The 20,413-nt window shown below is 37.3% G+C and carries 16 protein-coding genes and 1 other annotated feature; of the genes, 3 read left to right on the top strand and 13 right to left on the bottom strand.

Annotated features, from left to right (window positions below):
- Positions 1-4: 4 nt before the first annotated feature.
- From C8K15_RS02865 to C8K15_RS02825, 9 genes are all read right to left on the bottom strand, one after another.
- Entirely contained in the window at positions 5-1,033 is a 1,029-nt protein-coding gene (locus C8K15_RS02865; protein ID WP_108584920.1) for an ABC transporter permease, read from the bottom strand.
- Positions 1,011-1,751, bottom strand: coding sequence for an ABC transporter ATP-binding protein (locus tag C8K15_RS02860; RefSeq protein ID WP_108584919.1), 741 nt, complete (start codon positions 1,749-1,751; stop codon positions 1,011-1,013). Before C8K15_RS02860 ends, C8K15_RS02865 begins: the two co-directional genes overlap by 23 nt.
- 18 nt (positions 1,752-1,769) lie before the next feature.
- On the bottom strand, positions 1,770-2,444 hold the full coding sequence (locus C8K15_RS02855) for an SOS response-associated peptidase (RefSeq protein WP_108584918.1): 675 nt from the start codon (positions 2,442-2,444) through the stop codon (positions 1,770-1,772).
- 303 nt (positions 2,445-2,747) lie between these two features.
- Positions 2,748-3,362, bottom strand: a complete 615-nt coding sequence (locus C8K15_RS02850; protein WP_108584917.1) for a PH domain-containing protein — start codon at positions 3,360-3,362, stop codon at positions 2,748-2,750.
- Between the two features lie 97 nt (positions 3,363-3,459).
- A complete protein-coding gene (locus tag C8K15_RS02845) occupies positions 3,460-4,629 on the bottom strand; it encodes an MFS transporter (RefSeq protein ID WP_108584916.1) in 1,170 nt (389 codons plus the stop codon).
- Positions 4,622-5,041, bottom strand: a complete 420-nt coding sequence (locus tag C8K15_RS02840; protein ID WP_108584915.1) for a MarR family winged helix-turn-helix transcriptional regulator — start codon at positions 5,039-5,041, stop codon at positions 4,622-4,624. Before C8K15_RS02840 ends, C8K15_RS02845 begins: the two co-directional genes overlap by 8 nt.
- Positions 5,042-5,163: 122 nt before the next feature.
- Positions 5,164-6,273 carry a Ger(x)C family spore germination protein gene (locus C8K15_RS02835; protein WP_108585062.1) on the bottom strand — a complete coding sequence of 370 codons (1,110 nt, stop codon included), beginning with the start codon at positions 6,271-6,273 and terminating at the stop codon, positions 5,164-5,166.
- Entirely contained in the window at positions 6,270-7,355 is a 1,086-nt protein-coding gene (locus C8K15_RS02830; protein ID WP_108584914.1) for a GerAB/ArcD/ProY family transporter, read from the bottom strand. Before C8K15_RS02830 ends, C8K15_RS02835 begins: the two co-directional genes overlap by 4 nt.
- 13 nt (positions 7,356-7,368) lie before the next feature.
- Entirely contained in the window at positions 7,369-10,230 is a 2,862-nt protein-coding gene (locus tag C8K15_RS02825; RefSeq protein WP_233260362.1) for a spore germination protein, read from the bottom strand.
- A 171-nt stretch (positions 10,231-10,401) separates the two neighbouring features.
- Between C8K15_RS02825 and C8K15_RS02820 the strand changes: the two genes are divergently transcribed.
- Positions 10,402-11,256: a VOC family protein gene (locus C8K15_RS02820; RefSeq protein WP_108584913.1), complete on the top strand. Its 855-nt coding sequence runs from the start codon at positions 10,402-10,404 to the stop codon at positions 11,254-11,256.
- A 758-nt stretch (positions 11,257-12,014) separates the two neighbouring features.
- Here C8K15_RS02820 and metG read toward each other — a convergent pair.
- A complete protein-coding gene (gene metG, locus C8K15_RS02815; RefSeq protein ID WP_108584912.1) occupies positions 12,015-13,646 on the bottom strand; it encodes a methionine--tRNA ligase in 1,632 nt (543 codons plus the stop codon).
- Positions 13,647-13,694: 48 nt separating this feature from the next.
- Positions 13,695-13,962 (bottom strand) — a binding site (T-box leader).
- 120 nt (positions 13,963-14,082) lie between these two features.
- Entirely contained in the window at positions 14,083-14,589 is a 507-nt protein-coding gene (locus C8K15_RS02810) for a GNAT family N-acetyltransferase (RefSeq protein ID WP_108584911.1), read from the bottom strand.
- A gap of 299 nt (positions 14,590-14,888) precedes the next feature.
- Here C8K15_RS02810 and C8K15_RS02805 point away from each other — a divergent pair, with 299 nt between their 5' ends.
- A complete protein-coding gene (locus C8K15_RS02805) occupies positions 14,889-16,388 on the top strand; it encodes an MDR family MFS transporter (protein WP_108584910.1) in 1,500 nt (499 codons plus the stop codon).
- Positions 16,389-16,786: 398 nt separating this feature from the next.
- Here C8K15_RS02805 and recQ read toward each other — a convergent pair whose 3' ends face one another.
- Together recQ and C8K15_RS02795 are read right to left on the bottom strand one after the other, a co-directional pair.
- Positions 16,787-18,541 (bottom strand): DNA helicase RecQ, encoded by a 1,755-nt coding sequence (recQ, locus tag C8K15_RS02800; protein WP_108584909.1) that lies wholly within the window; start codon positions 18,539-18,541, stop codon positions 16,787-16,789.
- Between the two features lie 55 nt (positions 18,542-18,596).
- Positions 18,597-19,205 (bottom strand): DUF1836 domain-containing protein, encoded by a 609-nt coding sequence (locus C8K15_RS02795; RefSeq protein ID WP_108584908.1) that lies wholly within the window; start codon positions 19,203-19,205, stop codon positions 18,597-18,599.
- Positions 19,206-19,347: 142 nt separating this feature from the next.
- Between C8K15_RS02795 and trhA the strand changes: the two genes are divergently transcribed.
- Positions 19,348-19,995: a PAQR family membrane homeostasis protein TrhA gene (trhA, locus tag C8K15_RS02790; RefSeq protein WP_108584907.1), complete on the top strand. Its 648-nt coding sequence runs from the start codon at positions 19,348-19,350 to the stop codon at positions 19,993-19,995.
- Positions 19,996-20,413: the final 418 nt, after the last annotated feature.

Here is a 20,413-nt window from a genome sequence, read left to right as displayed (position 1 = left end):
ACCTCTAAATTTCCCGATACTTTTTAAGAGCCACAATATTAAGAGCAATAAATACAGTGGCAAAACCAATAAGCACAAGTAAGTCCGTAAGTACTTCACTTAACCCGGTTCCTTTATACATAATGCTTTTTAATGCATTTGCCCCATACGAAATGGGCATGACCTTAGAGAAAATTTGCAACCACTCTGGCATTCCCGCAATCGGAATAATTCCTGTGAAGAACACTTGAGGGACAATTACTAAAGGGATAAATTGAATCATTTGAAATTCTGATGCCGCAAAGGAGGAAAGTAAAATACCCAAACTTAGAGCTACGAGCGCAATTAATACATTTGTAACGAGTACATGCCAAATGGAGCCAACCAATACCATATCTAAAACATTAACAGCGTAAACAACAACGATGATTGTTTGAATGATAGCAAACAACCCATACCCTATTAGATAGCCTACGACAATTTCCCATCTTCGTATAGGGGTTGACAATAACCTTTCGAGTGTTCCTGTCATGCGTTCACGTAACAACCCAATCCCTGAAATTAAAAACACAAAGAAAAACACAAAAAAACCAACCAATATTGGACTTAACACGTCAAAGAAAGACGTATGTTCGCTTCCATATATATAATTTGTTTTAAATCCGCTCTCCACTAATTCAGAAGGACCACTACTAATGGCTTGTTGAATTTTTGCCTGTAGCAAATTCGATCGAGATGGATCCGTATTTTCTACCGTTAAACTCAATGTTTCGCCTTCGGAAACAAGGTAGCCATCTAATTCATTGTCAATAATGGTGTCCTCTATATCACTAGTTTCTTGAAAAGAGACAACATCAATTTCAAGTTTTTCTAGTCGCTCAACCATTTCACTGGACAGACCTTCAATACCTATTTTAGAAGGCACTCCATTACTAGTAAATAGAAAATGCATAAGCGTCAAAATCAGCAGAGGGGCAATGAACAACAAGGCAAGTGTTCGTTTGTCGCGTACAAGCTGCAAAACAATTCGCCTAACTAATGCTCTGATGCGCATGAGCTTCCCCTCCCGCTTTTAAGAAAACCTCTTCTAAGGTAGTCACTTGATAGTCATCTTTCAGTTTTTGAGGAGAGCCAGTTGTAATCACACGACCTTCTCTTATCATCACAAGGTCATCACATTTTTCTGCTTCGTCCATAACGTGAGTTGTCACAATAATGGTCTTTTGTTCTTCATTCTTCAATCTAGTAAGCTCTTGCCAAATTGATTTCCTAAGCTCAGGATCAATCCCAACGGTCGGTTCGTCAAGAATTAACAAGGGTGGATTTTGAATAAGGGCTACCGCTAGTGACAACCGACGTTTCATACCACCCGAATAAGTGGCAACTCTTTTCTTTATTGCACTTTCTAATTGAACAAGGTTAACGACATACGAGATTCGTTCTTGCTGTTCCTTTTTACTCATCAAAAACATCGAAGCAAAGAATGTTAAATTTTCATAACCTGTTAAGTCTTGATATAGTGCATCCGATTGTGCCATATACCCAATCTGCTTCAGCAAACGTAGATCCGGCACTTGTTTTTGCAAAACTTCCACATTCCCAGCAGATGGGTGATCCATTCCCATAACGATTTTAATAATAGTTGTTTTGCCAGATCCAGAAGGTCCAATAAGACCGACGATTTGACCTTGCTGTGCTGAAAATTGTACATTGCAAAGGATTTGGTGTTTCCCGTAAGATTTGCTTACATTATTGACATGTAAAACTGACATTCACTCGCACCTCTCCTTTTATTCCCCCACTTTTACAATCAAATCAGAATCATTATTTTTAGGTGAGTTCACTTTGTCAGACACTTCGTACGCTTCTAGTAAACCGTTTTCTAAAGGAATCAAAAATGGTTTTAAGTCATCAATAGTTTTCACTGCAGGATTCAACCATGATTGTTCATCTGCTTGTTTGAGAATAACTGGCATTCGATCGTGAATGGTCGACATTAAATCATTTGGTTCAGTAGTCAGGATGGTGCATGTATGAACAAGCTCTCCACTTGGAGACTTCCAAGATTCCCATAGACCAGCCATTGCAAAAAGTTCATTATTCTTCATTTTAATGCGCATCGGAACTTTCTGATCTTCCGTTCGCTTCCATTCATAAAATGAATCGGCAACGATTAGGCATCGTTTCTTCTTAAAAGCTTCACGAAAACTTGGTTTCTCATGGACGGTTTCTGCTCTAGCATTTATCATTTTAAATCCTACTTTTGAATCTTTAGCCCACGATGGCACTAGTCCCCACTTCAAATAGCCTAAACGGTTTTTCACTCCATCATTTATAACCGAGAGGACCATTTGTGAAGGTGCGATATTGTAGCTTTCTTCATACTCATCTTCTTCAAAAGTAGCTTCACCAAATCGTTCTTCAATTTCTCGAAAATCTGCGAACAAGCTATAACGTCCACACATATTCAACCCTCCACTCTTCTCTAAAGAACTAATTCGCTATATTTGACAGATTTCCTTTACCTAGCACACGGAATTCAACATGCATCTATTAATATTCGGATTTTGTACAACATGTAGCGGCATTCCGTCAACCTGGAACGCTACTTCGTCAACCTGGAGCGACACTTCGTCAACCTGGAACGCTACTTCGTCAACCTGGAGCGACACTAACCTAGAGCAGCACACATTTACCCCAAACAGACCTAACTTATCTAAAAATAGCCGCCCCTCTATTATAAGAAGGACGGCCAGGATAAATTCCGATTATTGATTAATATATAGGTCAAAAATATCTTTGAAATCTTTTTTTGCATATTTTGAACGATTTTCATGCATCCAATCATGAGCGAATCGAGTTATATCTTCGAATGATTGAGCTGGCGTTACTTCGTTGTTACCATTACGCCCTATTGATTGCGACGCATACGATAAGCTATTCTCAGCAATCGCATATTTTTTCTCATTTTCTTTCACTTCAACAGAAATCGCAAATAATACTTTATATAAGTCCTTAATTTCAGCTAAAAATCGTTTGTGAATATCAACAGTTAGTGGCATATTACCCATGGTAAACTTAATCTCAACATCTAAGTCGATGGTTCCTGCCGTTTCAAGTGCAACATTCGTGATCGGGTAATAGGCATATTCATAACGTTTAAGTATGCGTTTCTTACTTATCGCATTTGCTCCATCTACATGAATTAAAGCTTTGTTTGTAAAGCAATATTCATCGGCTTTAGTTTTAATCAGGAAGAAGATTTCTTCACCCGATTCATGCATGACAAAATCGTCGGACTCCGTTTTATCAAAATCTGCTTTTGGAACAACAATGCCAATATCGGATAGACCCAGTGCATCTGCTGCTAACTTTTTAAACATCTGTTTTCCTCCTTAAAATTCAAGCTCCACTATAGGTACGATAAAACAAACGAAAAGTTTCGTATTTTTCGAATATGTGGATAATTATGTGGATAACTTAACCATTTCCATTTCTTAAGTTCATTATCCATTTATAATAAAAGACGATTAGGACTACAAATCCACTTAATGCTAAATACATATGGGCATTGCCTAAATAGAATGCTGCAATACCTAGAATAAAGGAACCTGCTGCAATTCCGGTATCATAGAGTGTGAAGAAGGTAGCTGTCGCATAAGCGCTTCTATGTTTAGGTGAAGCTTGAATGGCCAGAGTTTGGAAACATGGTAAAAGTGTACCGTACCCTACACCAATTAATCCGCCAGCGACTAACAACATCGATGCAGAAGTTGTCACACTAAGCAAAAACAAACCTGTCGCAAAAATGAGGATCGCCGGTATAATTACGACATTTGGTCCCTTTTCATCAAATAATCTTCCGGTAAATGGACGTGAAATGAGCATAGCAACTGCAAATACAAGGAAAAAGTAACTCGCCGTTTCAATCAATCCTAATGATTGTGCGTAAATTGAAATGAAAGACATAATGCTTGCATAGGAAAATGAAATGAATAAACCAACAGTTGAAATAGCGAGGGATTTTCTTTCAAATAAATCCGACCAAGTTAATTTCTTTTTAATTCTAGGTGGAATAACCTCAATAGTATTTTTCACTAACAAACTACACAGCCATCCTATAACCATAAACCCACCGAATATATTGAAAATATTATGATACGAAATAAATGGCTGAAGAGTTAGTGCAAGAAATGGACCAACTACCATAGCCAAGTTCATCGACATTCCAAAATAACCGAGTCCAGCTCCTCTTCTTTCTGGGGGAACAATAACAGCGGCAATAGACAATGTCACTGTAGTAGCGATACTAAATGAAATACCGTGGATAAACCGTAAAATGAGCAACACGGTGATGTCTTCCGTTAATGTGTATAAAAATGTGGATAACGCAAACGCTAGCATACTCGTAACTAACATTCTTTTTTTACCCAGTTTCTCTATGATGATTCCAGAGAATGGGCGAACTAGAATGACTGATAATAGAAAAATGGTCGTGACGAGTCCAGCTTGACCCAACGTACCACCAGGCATATCCAATACATAAATTGGCATCAATGTTAACAACCCATAAAACACAGCAAAAATGAAAAAGTTACTCACAGAAATGCTAATAAAATTCTTTGTCCAAATCGGTTTATTGTTAGACATTTTGTCCACCACCGATACCTATTTGCTTAAGTAATTTGGTTAATTGATTTACTTCGTCCAGAGATAAAGACAGCAGTAATTGTAGTTCGACTTCGGCAATTCTCGCTTCGATTTTGGGAATTAAGGTTAGCGCTTCTTCTGTCAGCTGGACGATTCGTTCTCTCTTATCTTTGCCTTCGTTACGAGTAATAAGTTTTCGATGTTCCAACTTTACTAATGTTCTCGTCACAGTGGGTGCCTCGACATTTAGATATTGCCAAATCTCGGTTTGTGTCATTGCACCAAATTTTTTCAGACTATATAAAATTGACCACTGCGCACTATATAAATCATATTCTTTTAAGGCTTCGTTAACTACTTTAATCGACAAACGAGCTTTCTGATGCAACTCGTGAAATACTAATTTATACATTTTCATCTCTTCCTTCAATGTTTACCTAGGTAAATAATTTATTAAATTAGTATACGTCTAAATCAAAATAGAGTAAAGAAAAAAACCTGCAATTCGCAGGTTTTTGAGAATAAGAAACTCTTTTATTTTAATGTACCTGTACTCAAAACTTCCGTTTCTGCCACAATTTCAAACTCTGCTTTAGCCAATAATTGATCGGTCAAATCACTTGGCCAATCTCCTTTGTATTGCATACGATAAGATTCAAAAAGCCCCACAGGATCTATCGATAATTCCTGACATTTTTGGAGAAATCCCCGAACATCGTCTTCGATGTTTTTACTTATCTCTTTTTCAAGAGAAGCCAATTCAGTTTTATTGGCCAAATCTTTTTCGCCTTCATATTCGCTTAATGTTCCTTCAAATTTCAGAGAAATCTTTATCTTAGGCGATGCTAAATCATGATTGGACTTAATTTTAGCTTTGGATCTAATAAATTCCAAAACCACTTTTTCCTTATCGGAAGAATCTTTATCAAGCGTAACGGCTAAAACTGATAAATTATTTTGTCCACGCAGTATCTGTATGCTCTTCCCTTCTTGTTGGGTAAAGACATAACTCAAGTCTCCATCTTTGAATGCAGCAATTCCCTCAATATTGATTAATCCATTTTTCAATTCAACATATGGTGTTATTGCGTCCAATAGTGGATTGGTTTGATCGTAAATAAATTCATGAACCGTTGTGAATGGACTGAAGTATGTGTACATTCTGGGTTGGAATAGATTGTTGATGTAAACGCTAGTATTCTGTTTATCCGGATACTCGCTTGTCAGTAGTTCTTCAGCTGAGTCTTTTACAACTGCCACAAATGTGTTCGATCTCACTTCAGTATCTTTATATAAATAATCCACTACTTCTTTCATTTTTCCTTTTTTTGCGAATTCTTCACTGAACATGACGACTCGTAGCTGCCTTAATGTGACGGTTTTATCTGCTTTTGCTGAAATTTCAACTATCCCTTTATGAATCATATCTGTTTCGATTGAAAAAACTTGTGTATGTTTCATGGCTTCAACGGCAGGCTGAGGCATAATGACCGTCATTTTCATTGTGTCATCGTCAACATAATCGACAGCAATGACACTAATCATTCCCAATTTTTCCAAAGAAGGTTGATTCATCATTTGTTGTGTACATCCACAAAGTACAATAATAGAACAAATCCCAAGGATAATCACTTTCGTTTTCATTTGATCACCTCTATTTTCTTCTTTCTTAAGAAATGAATGAAACATAAAATAATAGGCCATAAAATTACCCCATAACTGACATAAAAAACGTTCTCATATAATGTGGTTTGAAATACTTTAGAAACAGGAAGATTGAGGACGATAAAAGCAAATACAGCCATGCCATAAATATGATACTGACTATTTTTATTACGTACAGAGTCTATCCCTTTCTTCGCCATCCATAAATAACCTCCAGCTGTGGTTAAAATTAAAAACACCCAAATGGTTATACCGAGCGTATCGATTCGCTCTACAAAGGAGAGATCTACTGCTTGAAATAATTTAAGGACTGGATAAAACAAATGTTTAAGTTGCCATTCTGAAAAGTACATGACTCCAACAATTGCTGTGCACAAATAAAAAAAGACTGTCAACCAAATGCCCAATGATGCATGCTTAAATGCTTTTTTCGGATGAATAATATATGGGAAGAAAACCATAAGAATTTCATATCCGACCATTGAGGTATACCCTTTTTTTGTGGCGTCCAAAAATTCCGAAGCTGTGAAATTAAAGAGAGGTAATAGGTGACTGATTTCACCTTGCGCGATGCCCCATCTTAAAAAATAGATGAGCCACCCCGTTAAAAAAAAAGTTAGGATGCAGAATCTGGCAATTGACTTGATCCCACCTTTTACAATAAATACTGCTAACAGTATAATCAAAATTAAATGACCTATCCTCGTCCGATCCTGGAGCGCCGATATTTGAACAAGGTCCAGATAGGTATTAATAACTGCAGCGAATAGCACAATCGCGTAGATAATTAATAAACTATTTAACAATTTCCCAATCCATTTCCCAAACAATTTCTCGTGAATATCAAACAAATCATCGTCTTTATATTGTAAGGCAATCCAAACCATCGGAATGAGTGTAATATTTGCAATTATGCCAAAAAGTATGGGGAACCACCATTGACTATATCCGACAGGGCTTAAAGTGTTATTCAATGATAATAAGGCCATGCCAATCATTATATTCTGAACCAGAAAAACCACATGATAACCATTTAACACTTTCTTTTTAGTTACATCCACTTCCGATCACCCCCTATTTGGAATCCTTTTTCACTTGTTTTGCTCTAGACAAACCTTTCCTCTTTTGAATAAATGCTAGTGGAAAACGAATAACACTGTCTTTTAAGTCCGACCATGATCTTGGAATGACTGGTGTCATATAAGGTGTACCTAATGATGTTAAATTCAATAGATGATTAAATAACCAAGCTAAAGCAAGCATTTGACCAAGCAATCCAAATAATCCAGCTGCAAGGATAAAAATATATCGAACTACACGACTGGCATTGCTCATCAGGAAATTCGGTAATAAGAACGACAATAAAGCAGAAACAGCAACAAGAACAATAAGTGTATTACTGACCAAGCCAGCTTCGACCGCTGCTGTTCCGATTACAATCCCCCCTACAATACCAATCGTTTGACCAATTTTCGAAGGCATTCGGGATCCAGCCTCTCTTAAGATTTCAATGACGAGTTCGATAAACAGCACTTCAATCATAGGTGGAAATGGCACCTTACTCCTTGATTCTTGTATCATGATTAATAATTCAAAAGGTAGAATTCCGGGATGATAAGAAAGTGCAGAAATATACGTCGGTGTCAGCATGATGGTAATAAAAAATCCTGCAAATCGTAATACTCTTAAAAGAGTTGCTGTTGACCACCTGTTATAAAAGTCTTCTGGAGAATTGAACATTTCAAGAAATGAGTAAGGACAAATCATCACGCTTTGACTATTTTCCATAGCGATGACAATGCGCCCATCTAATAATGAATTCACTGCACTATCTGGTCTAGATGTTGCGCCAAATTGAGGAAAAGGAGAAAACGGATTATCTTCAACTAATTGTTTTAGGACCGTGATATCTAAAAACCCGTCATAATCAAGTTCCTTTATACGTTGTTCAATTCTTTGAAGGTTTTCATTATTGACGAGATGTTTGATATAAAGAACAGATATTTTTGTATTCGTTTCTTTCCCGATGATAAAACCTTTACTTTTTAATCCGGGTTGTTGAATTCTTCTTTTGATTAACGATATATTGGTTTTCAAAGACTCTGTAAATGAATCCTGTGGACCGATTACACTCGATTCCATTTCTGAAGGAGAGATGGCTCGTTGTGGTGGACTAAATGTTTGTGCTTTGAAATATTGTTGATTTTCATGGAGATAAAGAATTGTGTCTCCGTTTGCAATAGCCAAAAGAATTGTGTGATTGTTCAATCCCTCGACTTTTTCAATGGACTTTAATAATTGATCACTGTCAGTAACTAATGGTGACACAACAGTTTTATGTATTGTCAACGCATCAATTAGAGAACTCAAATAAATGACGGTTATTACTCCTTCTTTAGTCTGATAATCTTTGAAAACTGCATCATCAATATCGTTTAGTTCCTGTTTAATAAACTCTAGCGATACTGATTCTGGAGTATTTTGTGCAATAGATTTAGTTTTAGATTGATTTTCTGGCTTAGGTTGATTTGTTGGCTTAGCCTTTGTTTCAGCTGGTTCTGGCTTTGATTCATCTTTTGGTTTTGACAGAGTTTTACCTACTGATTCAAGCTTAGATTCATCTGTTGGCTTTGGCTTGGTTTGATTTGTTGTTTTAGTCTCAGTTTCATCTGTTGGTTTAGACTTTGTTTGAGCTGCTGATTTAGTCTCTGATTCATCTTTTGGCTCAGCCTTGGTTTCAGTTGGAGATTCAGGCTTTGATTCATCTGTTGACTTAGGCTTGGTTTCATCTTTGGGTTTTAACAGAGTTTGACCTGCTGATTCAGGCTTAGTTTGATATTTAGATCTAGTCTCTGATTCATCTTTTGGCTTAGTCCTTTTTTGAGCTGCTGATTTAGTCCAAGTTCCCCCTTCTGGCTTAGGCTTGGTTTGATCTGCTGTTTTAGTCTCAGTTTTATCTGTTGGCTTAGGCCTTGTTTGAGCTGCTGATTTAGTCCAAGTTTCTCCTGTTGGCTCTGGCTTCGTTCGTTTAGTCTCAGATTCATCTTCTGGCTTAGGCTTAGTTTGATCTGCTGTTTTAGTCTCAGTATCATCTGTTGGCTTTGGCTTTGTTTGAGCTGCTGATTTAGTCCAAGTTTCTCCTGTTGGCTCAGGCTTCTTTCGTTCAGTCTCAGATTCATCTTCTGGCTTAGTTTGAGCTGCTGTTTTATTCTCAGTTTCATCTTTTGGCTTAGTACTTGTTTGAGCTGCTGATTTAGTCCAAGTTCCCCCTGTTTCCTCAGGCTTCGTTCGTTTAGTTTCAGATTCATCTTCTGGCTTAGGCTTAGTTTGAGCTGCTGATTTAGTCCAAGTTCCCTCTGTTGACTCAGGCTTCGTTTGTTTAGTCTCAGATTCATCTTCTGGCTTAGGCTTGGTTTGAGTTGCTGATTTAGTCCAAGTTCCCTCTGTTGACTCAGGCTTCGTTTGTTTAGTCTCAGATTCATCTTCTGGCTTAGGCTTGGTTTGAGCTGCTGATTTAGTCCAAGTTCCCTCTGTTGACTCAGGCTTCGTTTGTTTAGTCTCAGATTCATCTTCTGGCTTAGGCTTGGTTTGAGCTGCTGATTTAGTCCAAGTTCCCTCTGTTGACTCAGGCTTCGTTTGTTTAGTCTCAGATTCATCTTCTGGCTTAGGCTTGGTTTGAGCTGCTGATTTAGTCTCAGATTCATCTGTTGGCTTGGCCTTTGTTTGAGCTGCTGATTTAGTCTCAGGTTGATCTGTTGGCATAACCTTTGTTTCAGCATTAGATTCTGGCTTAGATTGATTTTTTGGCTCGACCTTTGATTGATCTGTTGGCTTAGACTTTGTTTGAGCTGTGGATTGAGCTTTAGATTGAGCATAATCCAGTGTTTTTTTGTTACTATCTACGATCAATTTTCGCGCACGTTTCCATATGTTCATTTGGCCACTTCCCTTCGCGTTGAAGGCTTTTCTATTTGAAACGAGTCTTACCCAATATAGAAAAATTCATACGCGTAAACGTAAGTGTTGACATATGTTGCAACCTATCATAAAATTACTTACATAAAGTAAGTTACTTTAAAAACGTAACTAAAAAAGGAGATAACTCACATGACATTTCATCAACATCCAACCACTTATACAAAGCATGTCCATTTAAATGTGGAAGACCTTTCTCGCTCGGCCATTTTTTACGAAAATATTTTAGGACTTCGTATTCTGGACCAAACACCTACAATGGTAAATTTCACGGCTAATGGACAAGATGCAATATTAACAATAGAAAAATCTACGGCTAAAAATAATGTCGTTTCAAATGCGGCAGGACTATACCATATGGCATTCTTAGTACCTACAAAGAAAGAACTAGGTACTATTTTCAAGCATATTCACAGCTCTGGTTATCCGTTCAGTGGTGCTTCCGATCACAAAGTAAGTGAAGCCCTTTATTTAAATGATGTGGAAGGAAACGGGATCGAAATCTATTATGACCGCAGTCCCGACCAATGGAATTGGCAAAATGGTGACGTAGAGATGACTGTTGATCCGCTTGATATTGAGAGTCTTGTGGCAAGTGCAATAGATACAACTTGGAGTGGGATGCCTACAGGCACTGTGATGGGCCACATCCACCTTCGAGTAGCTAATCTTGCTGAAGCAGAAACATTTTATGTGCAAGGACTTGGGTTTGAAGTCGTCAATCGTTATGGGGCGCAAGCAATGTTTATTTCTTCAAATAGCTATCATCACCACATCGCATTGAATGTTTGGGGACGTCCAAATCCGATTGAACGCGATGATTCTACACTTGGACTGAAAAGTTATTCAATCGTTTATCCAAGTGAAGAATCAAGACAAAAAGTTGTTGCGCAATTAAAAGAAATTGGTGCCTCTGTTTTAGAAAAAAAAGATTTTGTAAGTGCTATTGATCCATCGGGGATTGAAGTTCAATTGTTTATCGCTTAATTAGAGTCCAAATTTGTATCAAGTGTAGAGATCTTAAATTAATTCGTTAGGTATTGGTTATCCTCGCTTCATTCCCAAATTGATAGTGGTGGATTACATTTTTCTTAAGTAGCAAAAGGTTTCGAAATTTTGACTTCAGGCGTAGCTCCCGTTGTGCATACAGAAACAAGTCGATAAGATATAACAAAAAAGCCAAACAGACACGGAAAATATCCGAGTATGTTTGGCTTTTTGCCTATCATCGATTTACGTGAAACTTATACTGTTCTTCTCCATAAACAATTTATATGCATACTGAAAAATTCAAACAGCTTCTCATTTTGATAAGACAATAAATTCAATTTTTTTAGTCAATGAATCGTACTGACATTCCATAACCTATACATTCAATTCAAATTTGCATAAAATAGAGAGATTTTACAATGAGGAGTGTTTTTGAATGGTTATGCCATACGGAGGAAGATTTGATGACAGACGACGTTCGCGACGCCGTAGATCCCCAAGGTATCCGTATTTTCCTTTTTATCCGATTTATCCTTATTACCCGTATTACCCGTATTACCCGTATTACCCGTATTATCCAGGGTATGGTTATCCATATTAAGTGTTCATGAGTTGCACTTGATATTTTTAAAGAATTCTTCAACTCTCTATGTCACAAAGTTTGTACTCAAATTAGTAATTGATTAAAGAAATGAATATCGTAAAATTTAAAAGAGATGGTGATTCCATTGTGTGGAATTTACCATCTCTTTTACTCATTTCGCGTTTAGTTTAAGCTTCTCTAACTCTTCTCCAATCCGATTTATATCAATTCGTTCGAATAACGGGCTAACCTGAGTAATTTGATAACTCACTCTTTCTATTGATTTCCAATGGTAAGTATCCAAATGTAACATTCCCTTCATTTTCTCACTCGAGAAAGGCAGAAATGGAGATAAGAGTTGGGCACAATTTGCAATAATATGCACACATGTAAGTAAGATATTCTTACACTCTACTCGGTTCTCGTGAATTTCTCTCCAAGGTTGCTTTGCATCAAAGTATTTATTACCGAAGCGAATCGTCTCAAAGATTGTTTCAATCGCTTGTTTGAAATGACCTTGTTCTATCAAGATACCAACTTCGGCATATCTAGATTGGATCTTCGGTGTAACTTCCACATCGACAGCACCAGAAATATGCCCATCAAATGACTTATCAATAAACTTTAATGTTCGATTTACTAAATTTCCATAAGCACCGAGGAGTTCCGAATTATGACTTAGAATAAATTCACGCCATGAAAAGTCAGCGTCTCTGTTTTCGGGTGCATTTACTGTTAAAAAGTACCTGACTGAGTCTGGATTATAGGATTCCAAAATAGATGGTACCCAGACTGCCCAGTTTTTACTAGTTGATAACTTTTTCTTTTCTAAAGTTAAATATTCATTAGAAATGATATGAGTGGGAAACGCTTTTTTATTAATCCCCATTAAAATAGATGGCCAAATGATCGAATGGAAAGGAATATTGTCCTTGCCGTGAATATAGTAAGAAACTGTTTCTTCACTCCAAAAGGCTGCATCACATTGGTTTGTCTCAATCGCCCACTTCTGACTTGCTGAAAAATAGCCTGAAACTGCTTCAATCCATACATATATTTTTTTATCCTCATAACCCTTCACAGGAACACTTACTCCATTTGCTAAGTCTCTAGACACAGCGCGGTCATGCAGCCCTTCTTTTAAATATCTTTCAGTCAAATGGATTGCATTATTTCGCCAAGCCTTACTTTGTTTTGCCCTTCCAACTCTCTTCTCTAATTCATCTTGAAATGAACTTAATGTGAAGTAAAAGTGTTCAGTTGCTTTTGTGACTGGCTCATTTCCACAAATTTTGCATGTGCGGTCAATTAAATCAAGAGGGTCTAGAATGGACGAGCAATTGTCACACTGATCCCCTCGAGATGGTTGCCCACAGTTTGGACAAACCCCCTCTACATAACGATCAGGTAAAAACTGTTTGTCGAACTCACAATACGTTTGTTCAATCTCCTTTTTATAAATGTATCCATTATCAAGAAGCTGCAAAAAAATCTGCTGTACAATTTGATGATGTTGTTGATCGTCTGTTCTGGAATAAGCATCATAACTGAAACCAAGTTTCGAAAAACTGTCCACAAACTCGTGATGATATCGATCCGCGATATCTTGTATAGATACTCCCTCTTGATTGGCCCTAATTGAAATTGGTGTGCCATTACAATCACTACCTGAGACATACAAAACGGATTCACCCTTTAATCGGTAATACCTTGCTAAAATATCTCCAGGTAATAACGCTGCGATATGCCCTAGATGCAATGAACCATTAGCATATGGCCATGCTCCTCCAATAAAAACGCTCATCATATTCCTCCTTTTTTGGCATACAAAAAACCCCGCCCTTATCTGATTGATAAGGACGAGGTTTATATATCACTCGTGGTTCCACCCTAATTCACAAATAGCTCACACTATTTGTCTTAATAAGTACGAAGCTATAATTTAAGCCTTTATACTGTGACATTTGTAACGAGCGTCTATCTCGTTGCAGCCTACTCATCCTCCGATTTTCAGTGCAAAGCTCAGAGATCATGTTCAAAAGACTGGTTTGCTTCATTTCCACCAACAGAAGCTCTCTATATAACATCGTCCATTTACTTTTCCTCTTCATTGCTTTTAGTTATAAGGTTGAATTAATTATAGATAATATGGAAATAAAATGCAATCGTCATAGTTTCATTTGAATAAGTTGGGCTTATTTTTCATTTATATGTGATGACTCTCGTTATTTTCCAGTGTCTTATTCGATAGATAATCGATATGCTTTTACAATGATTCCGTCATTTGCAGGTTGAAAATCAAACTTCGGCATACGCGCAAAACCCATACGTTCATACAATCGCATGGCAGTTTCCATAAAATCTGCTGTATGTAAGCCAATATGTTCTAAGCCTTTTGTTTTTGTTCGGTAAATACATTCTTTAATTAATGCTTCAGCCACACCTTTGCCTCGTGACTCATGATTAACTGCAAGCATTCTTATCTCAGGGTAATCTAACATATCGACTAGCCCACTGTAGGCATCAGATTTCGCTGGGAACAACGCAACACTACCTACTATTTCTCCATCTAACTTAACAACTAAAAGTTCTACACCAATTTGTTGATCAGCATCTGACATGATGGCTTTATTTAATGCATCCCAGTGATCTTGTGGGATAACTTTTGCATGATCTTCGTATGCCTTCCCTCTTTGATTACGAATCATTTCTATTTCATCACTTAGTGCCTCACGTATTTTCAACATCTAATCAACACCTTCTTTTTATAATTTTTCTAATTGTACCTCTATTTGTTAATTGCTCAATCAAAAAAATTGGAAATCAGTTATTTCCTTAAAGAAAAACGCTCATAATGGAATTTTTGCAACTCTTCTAACTTATTTTATATAAAGTGTGGATATTCCATTTGGGAAACATATAAACTCTCTAACAATTTGATACAGCTAATTAAATTAGATATTTTGAAATTTCTCTTTCAAGAACTCTATTGCTATACTATTTTTATCGATAGTATTCACATTTTTTACATTAGAGGAGAAATTACATGGTAGAAAAATCAAAATTACGACTTGTAGTGACGGGCTTGTTGTTAGCGATTCTGATGGCCGCTATGGACAATACGATTGTTGCGACAGCACTCGGATCGATATTAGCAGATTTAGGTGGCGTGGAGAGTTATGTGTGGATTACTTCGGCTTACGCTGTAGCTGTGTTGGCAGGGATGCCGATTTTCGGCAAATTATCCGATATGTATGGTCGCAAGCGTTTCTTCGTATTTGGAATAACTATATTTTTAATTGGTTCAGCTTTATGTGGTATTGCACAGTCTGTACCTCAATTGGCCATATTCAGAGCCATTCAAGGTATCGGTGGAGGAGCATTGATGCCGATAGCTTTTACGATTGTCTTTGATATCTTCCCACCTGAAAAACGAGGAAAAATGACAGGATTATTGGGAGCTGTTTTCGGTGCTTCAAGTGTTCTCGGCCCATTACTTGGAGCCTTTATTACGGACACTATCAGTTGGCACTGGGTGTTTTATGTGAACGTTCCAATCGGAATCGTGTCGCTTTTCTTGATATTAAAATTTTACAAAGAGACCAAGCAAAGTACGAAACTCAAAATTGATTGGCTTGGTGCAATTACGTTGATAACGGCTGTCGTAAGTCTGATGTTTGGATTGGAGCTTGGTGGCAAGGAATTCGCATGGAATTCATGGCAAAGTTTCACGTTATTTGGCATTTTCGTTGTATTCTCCATTGTATTTTTATGGGCAGAAACAAAAGCATCAGAGCCAATCATTTCATTTTGGATGTTTAAAAATCGCCTGTTCGCCTCATCGCAAGTGTTGGCATTTTTATATGGAGCCACGTTTGTTGGATTGACCATTTTCATTCCTATTTTTGTTCAAGCTGTGTATGGCGGATCTGCTACAAATGCAGGTATTATCTTAATGCCGATGTTACTGGGATCTGTTGCTGGCAGTGCCTTTGCAGGGATTACACAAACCAAAATTTCTTACCAAAAAATCATGGCTATTTCGGTAGTTTTCTACACAATCGGAATGGCTTTAATGTCAACGATTTCTCCTGATACAAGTCGGGTTCTACTTACTCTGTATATGATGTTGGTTGGTTTGGGTGTAGGATTCTCATTCTCATTATTACCTTCAGCAAGTATGCATAAGATGGACTATCGTCATCGCGGTTCTGCCAATTCCACCAACTCCTTCTTCCGTTCACTTGGCTTGGCACTCGGAATCACGATATTCGGTTCATTACAAACCAAATTATTAACAAGTGAAATTCAAGACAAGCTGGGGAGTTCTAATCAAGGTGCATCGCAGACCATAGACAATTTACAGACCGTTTTTCAACCAGAACAACGGGAGTTAATACCACCGAATATTTTGGATGTCATCATCAACGCAATGGCAAATTCCATTTCAGCTACATTCTTGTGGTCACTCATCCCGATTACCATCGCGATTGTCGCTGTCTATTTCATGGGCAATGAGAAGTTAGAAGTGTCAAAAGAAAAATAAGAACAACAGTCAAAAGGGCTTTCCCTACGCGTCATGAATGATGACGGTAGGAAAAGCCCCTTTTGTTTATTTAGCATCAATAAAAACTCGAAGGAAAGTATACACTGCGGAGGAATCCGGCTGAAGCGATCCCTACGAAAAAAGAAAGTACTGCCAATACTATTTTCAGCCATGTTGGAATGTCCTTGAACCTTTTAAACAGAAAGAAGGCAATTCTCAAATGAGTCAAACTAATGATTGAACGAATAATTGCACTCGCCATTCTCATGTAATCGAAATGAATATATCGCTGAAGAGTATCCATATCAGCAATAAATATGCCCGTAAAAGCAATTGCGTTCAGGAGAAAAAAGTATATGAAAAACCTTATATAATTCGAAATCCCTTTACCCTTTTGTTCATTGATTTATGGCAATCAAAAATGACTCGCCATATTTTTCGAGTTTATTTGCACCTACTCCACTGACTTCAAGGAACTCTTCTTCATTTTTCGGCCGCTTAGCACACATATCTTTGAGTGTTTTATCCGAAAAAATAACAAATGGTGGAACATTTGATTCATCAGCCAATTGCTTTCTAAGTACACGGAGTTCTTCAAATAATGGATCATTGTCTGCAACCTGTTGCGTAACGATGGCACCTTTCCGTAATACTTTGCGATTGCCTTTTAGCACTTCTTTACTTTGCTCAGTCACATAGATTGTAGGAAATGAACCTTGATCTACAGCTAATAAGTCCTGAGATATCATAAACTCCATTAAATTCGCTACATCTTTAGCATTATAGTGTTTTAAAATGCCATAAGTTGATAGTTTGTCGAATCTAAATTCTAATACTTTTTTATTTCGAGACCCTGTTAATACTTGGGCTATCAGCGTTTTACCGAATTTTTGACCCATTCGAATAACACATGAAAGAACCATTTGGACGTCTTGTGTGACATCTTGACTTTCACGTTGGTCGGTACAATTGCTACATTGTCCACAAGTGTCTGGATATGTGTCGCCAAAATATTGAATGATAAATTGTTGCAAACAATTTTCTGTATGACAATAGTCAACCATTCCTTGCAATTTAATGAGTTCTGCAGGAATGCGACTAGGATCTTGAGCTTGATCAATTAAAAATCTCTGAGTTTGGACGTCTTGAGATGCATATAACACTGTACACGCACTCGGTAGTCCATCTCGCCCTGCACGTCCAGCTTCTTGGTAATAACTCTCCATGTTTTTCGGCAATTGATAATGAATGACATAACGAATGTTTGATTTATCGATTCCCATTCCAAATGCATTCGTCGCTACCATCACTTGAACTTCGTCTTTTAAAAACCGGTCTTGCTCGTAACTACGGTCTTCATCGAACATGCCACCATGATATTTCGCCACACTAATCCCACGTTTTTGAAGCATCTCATAAATATGATTTACTGTTTTTCGCGTCGCTGCGTAAATAATTCCTGATTCGTTTTCATTTTTCATTACATAGTCTTTTACAAACTTTTCTCGGTCTTGTCCTCGGATAACAGAGAATGTTAAGTTAGAGCGTTCAAATCCTGTCATTACTGTATTTTCTTCAGTAATTTGGAGAATGCGGCAAATATCTTCGCGAACTTGGGGTGTCGCAGTTGCAGTTAATGCGAGAACGGTAGGCGTATTTGGAAATAACTCCGTCATTCTGCTAATCAAGCGGTAGCTTGGTCTAAAATCATGACCCCATTGCGAAATACAATGCGCTTCGTCAACGGCAATAAGTGGTACTGGAATTTCACGTAATTCATTCAAAAACGATTGTGAATCTAAACGTTCTGGAGCGATATACAAAAGTTTAACCGCACCTCGTTTAACATCATACATCACTTCTCGTACTTCTTCGTGACTCAGTGAGCTATTGATATAAGCAGCATAAATGCCCGCCTCTATTAATGTATCAACTTGATCTTTCATTAAAGAGATAAGTGGTGACACGACAATGGTTGTTCCTTCTAAAACAAGCGCAGGAATTTGATAACAAATGGATTTCCCTCCACCAGTAGGCATCACACAAATGGAATTCTCTCCATTCAGCACCTGGTTAATCACCTGTTCTTGTCCGGTTCTAAATGTCTCATATCCAAAGTACGTTTGTAGATACTTTCTTGCTTGGTCTAACAAAGTGGTCACTCCTTCTATATTGCAGGTTGAAAGTGCCAGGCACTTTTTTGAGTAGCTAAGCTTTTTTGTTATTTGAAGTGCCAGGTTGCTTTATCTTGGTTTCTTTCAATTCGTCGATTAACAGTTCTGCCGCTTTGCGGTAAGAGTTACTAATATTGACGAGAGATAAGATTAAAAGGATTTTCTCAAGATTATCTCTATCGCTTTCTTCCATTTTAGCCACTTCGCTGTGTGCGTCGTTTACTCTTTGTTGGAATTCATGTTCGAAGTCTACCGCATTCCTTTGTTGAATGGATAGAAAACTTTTATAGAACTTTTCCAGTTCGAAGTCTTCATTGGTCAATTTATCATTAATTACGCCAAGAGTAGATTTGATGTCATTGATGGATAAAGATCCTTTTAGTTGATAAACCAAACTAATTAAGATGAGATGCTTCTTCGAATACTTTTTATTTTTAATGGGAATAAAAAGTTTCCCTTTTGCATAGTTGTTGATCATTGTTTTCGTTAAAACCTTTTCATCGTCATTTCGTTTTGTCATTTTAAAGGTGTGATCAAATAATTGAATCACTTGGTCCATATATAAATCAATATCAGGCATTTCTTGAAGTGAAATATTGTTTTCTAAAGAAAGCTTATTGAGTATGTCTTTTGTGTTTTCCATTTAACATCCCTCTGTTTTCATTGGCATTTACTCGTGTAATTGTAACGTAAAAAAGAGCAATCGTAAATGTTGACCAGATGATGATATGCGTATATTGTGATAAGTAGTATTAATAACTACATATAATTATGGAGGTGTTGATTTGCACACTTATATACGCGAACCCTTTAATTCATTGTCACATTTAGCCGGTGCGGTTCTTTCAGTTGTTGCGTTAATAGTAATGATTGTCAAAGTATCTATAACGGATGCTCCTACCCTACATGTTGTTGCTGTCACGATATTCGGAGTTAGCATGATTTTATTGTATTCCGCCTCAGCCATCTACCATATGGTGCTTGCAAAAGACCGAATCATAGCTATTTTAAGAAGGCTTGACCACTCGATGATATTTTTATTAATTGCAGGCTCATATGCCCCTTTTTGTTTAATCGCATTAAATGGTTCAACTGGTTTTGTGTTATTCGCGGTTGTTACATGCATAGCAATCGCTGGAATTTTATTTAAAATGGTGTGGTTCAACTGCCCAAGATGGCTTTCTACTGGGCTCTACATTGGAATGGGATGGATTATCGTTTTCTTAGCTTCACCTCTTGCTGAGACATTAAGCTCTATTGGTTTTTGGTTACTCGTTTTAGGTGGCTTAATGTATACGATTGGCGGTATTATATACGGTGCAAAACCAACATTTTTACAATCCAAATACTTTGGCTTCCATGAAATATTTCACATCTTTATACTTTTAGGATCTATATTCCACTTCTTATGTGTTTATATGTATGTTTTATAGAGGGGTGCCAACGAGCTGGCGTTTGGTTTTTCTTTAGTAGGGAAAATTTGCAAAGAAATTAGTGTCCTACTGGAGAGGATCGGTATCCTTGTCCAAGCGAATGGTCGGAAACTTTACGTGAGTGGTCGGAAACCCCTGTTGAACGGTCGGAAACAAAGCTTAGTTGGTCGGAAACTTAAATTTAGTAGTCGAAAACACACGTTTATTGGTCGAAAACCAATCTCCAAGTTCGATGGTGTAGCTCTAATAACCTTATACTTTCTCATTTTCAGAAAAGTGCCAGACACTTCACGTTTTGTTGGACGTTTTTTATCCACTTACATCGGAGTCTGGCACTTTTTTCTTCCTTTCGATTTTCTCCATTTTCAAACCTATAAACAGAACCCAGTCTATTATTTATTTAAGCCATATACTAACT

Source organism: Paenisporosarcina sp. OV554 (genome assembly GCF_003058165.1).
Lineage (GTDB): Bacteria > Bacillota > Bacilli > Bacillales_A > Planococcaceae > Paenisporosarcina.
The sequence above is the reverse complement of the archived record's forward strand: the minus strand, read 5'-3'. Positions and strand labels throughout refer to the sequence as shown.

Excerpts from the sequence above, each read along its gene's own strand:
- C8K15_RS02810 (WP_108584911.1), bottom strand. The coding sequence starts at position 14,589 with ATGTTGAAAATACGTGAGGCACTAAGTGATGAAATAGAAATGATTCGT.
- C8K15_RS02820 (WP_108584913.1), top strand. The coding sequence starts at position 10,402 with ATGACATTTCATCAACATCCAACCACTTATACAAAGCATGTCCATTTA.
- C8K15_RS02855 (WP_108584918.1), bottom strand. The coding sequence starts at position 2,444 with ATGTGTGGACGTTATAGCTTGTTCGCAGATTTTCGAGAAATTGAAGAA.
- C8K15_RS02865 (WP_108584920.1), bottom strand. The coding sequence starts at position 1,033 with ATGCGCATCAGAGCATTAGTTAGGCGAATTGTTTTGCAGCTTGTACGC.
- C8K15_RS02795 (WP_108584908.1), bottom strand. The coding sequence starts at position 19,205 with ATGGAAAACACAAAAGACATACTCAATAAGCTTTCTTTAGAAAACAAT.
- C8K15_RS02850 (WP_108584917.1), bottom strand. The coding sequence starts at position 3,362 with ATGTTTAAAAAGTTAGCAGCAGATGCACTGGGTCTATCCGATATTGGC.
- C8K15_RS02835 (WP_108585062.1), bottom strand. The coding sequence starts at position 6,273 with ATGAAAACGAAAGTGATTATCCTTGGGATTTGTTCTATTATTGTACTT.
- C8K15_RS02825 (WP_233260362.1), bottom strand. The coding sequence starts at position 10,230 with ATGAACATATGGAAACGTGCGCGAAAATTGATCGTAGATAGTAACAAA.
- C8K15_RS02860 (WP_108584919.1), bottom strand. The coding sequence starts at position 1,751 with ATGTCAGTTTTACATGTCAATAATGTAAGCAAATCTTACGGGAAACAC.
- C8K15_RS02840 (WP_108584915.1), bottom strand. The coding sequence starts at position 5,041 with ATGTATAAATTAGTATTTCACGAGTTGCATCAGAAAGCTCGTTTGTCG.
- C8K15_RS02845 (WP_108584916.1), bottom strand. The coding sequence starts at position 4,629 with ATGTCTAACAATAAACCGATTTGGACAAAGAATTTTATTAGCATTTCT.
- C8K15_RS02805 (WP_108584910.1), top strand. The coding sequence starts at position 14,889 with ATGGTAGAAAAATCAAAATTACGACTTGTAGTGACGGGCTTGTTGTTA.
- metG (WP_108584912.1), bottom strand. The coding sequence starts at position 13,646 with ATGAGCGTTTTTATTGGAGGAGCATGGCCATATGCTAATGGTTCATTG.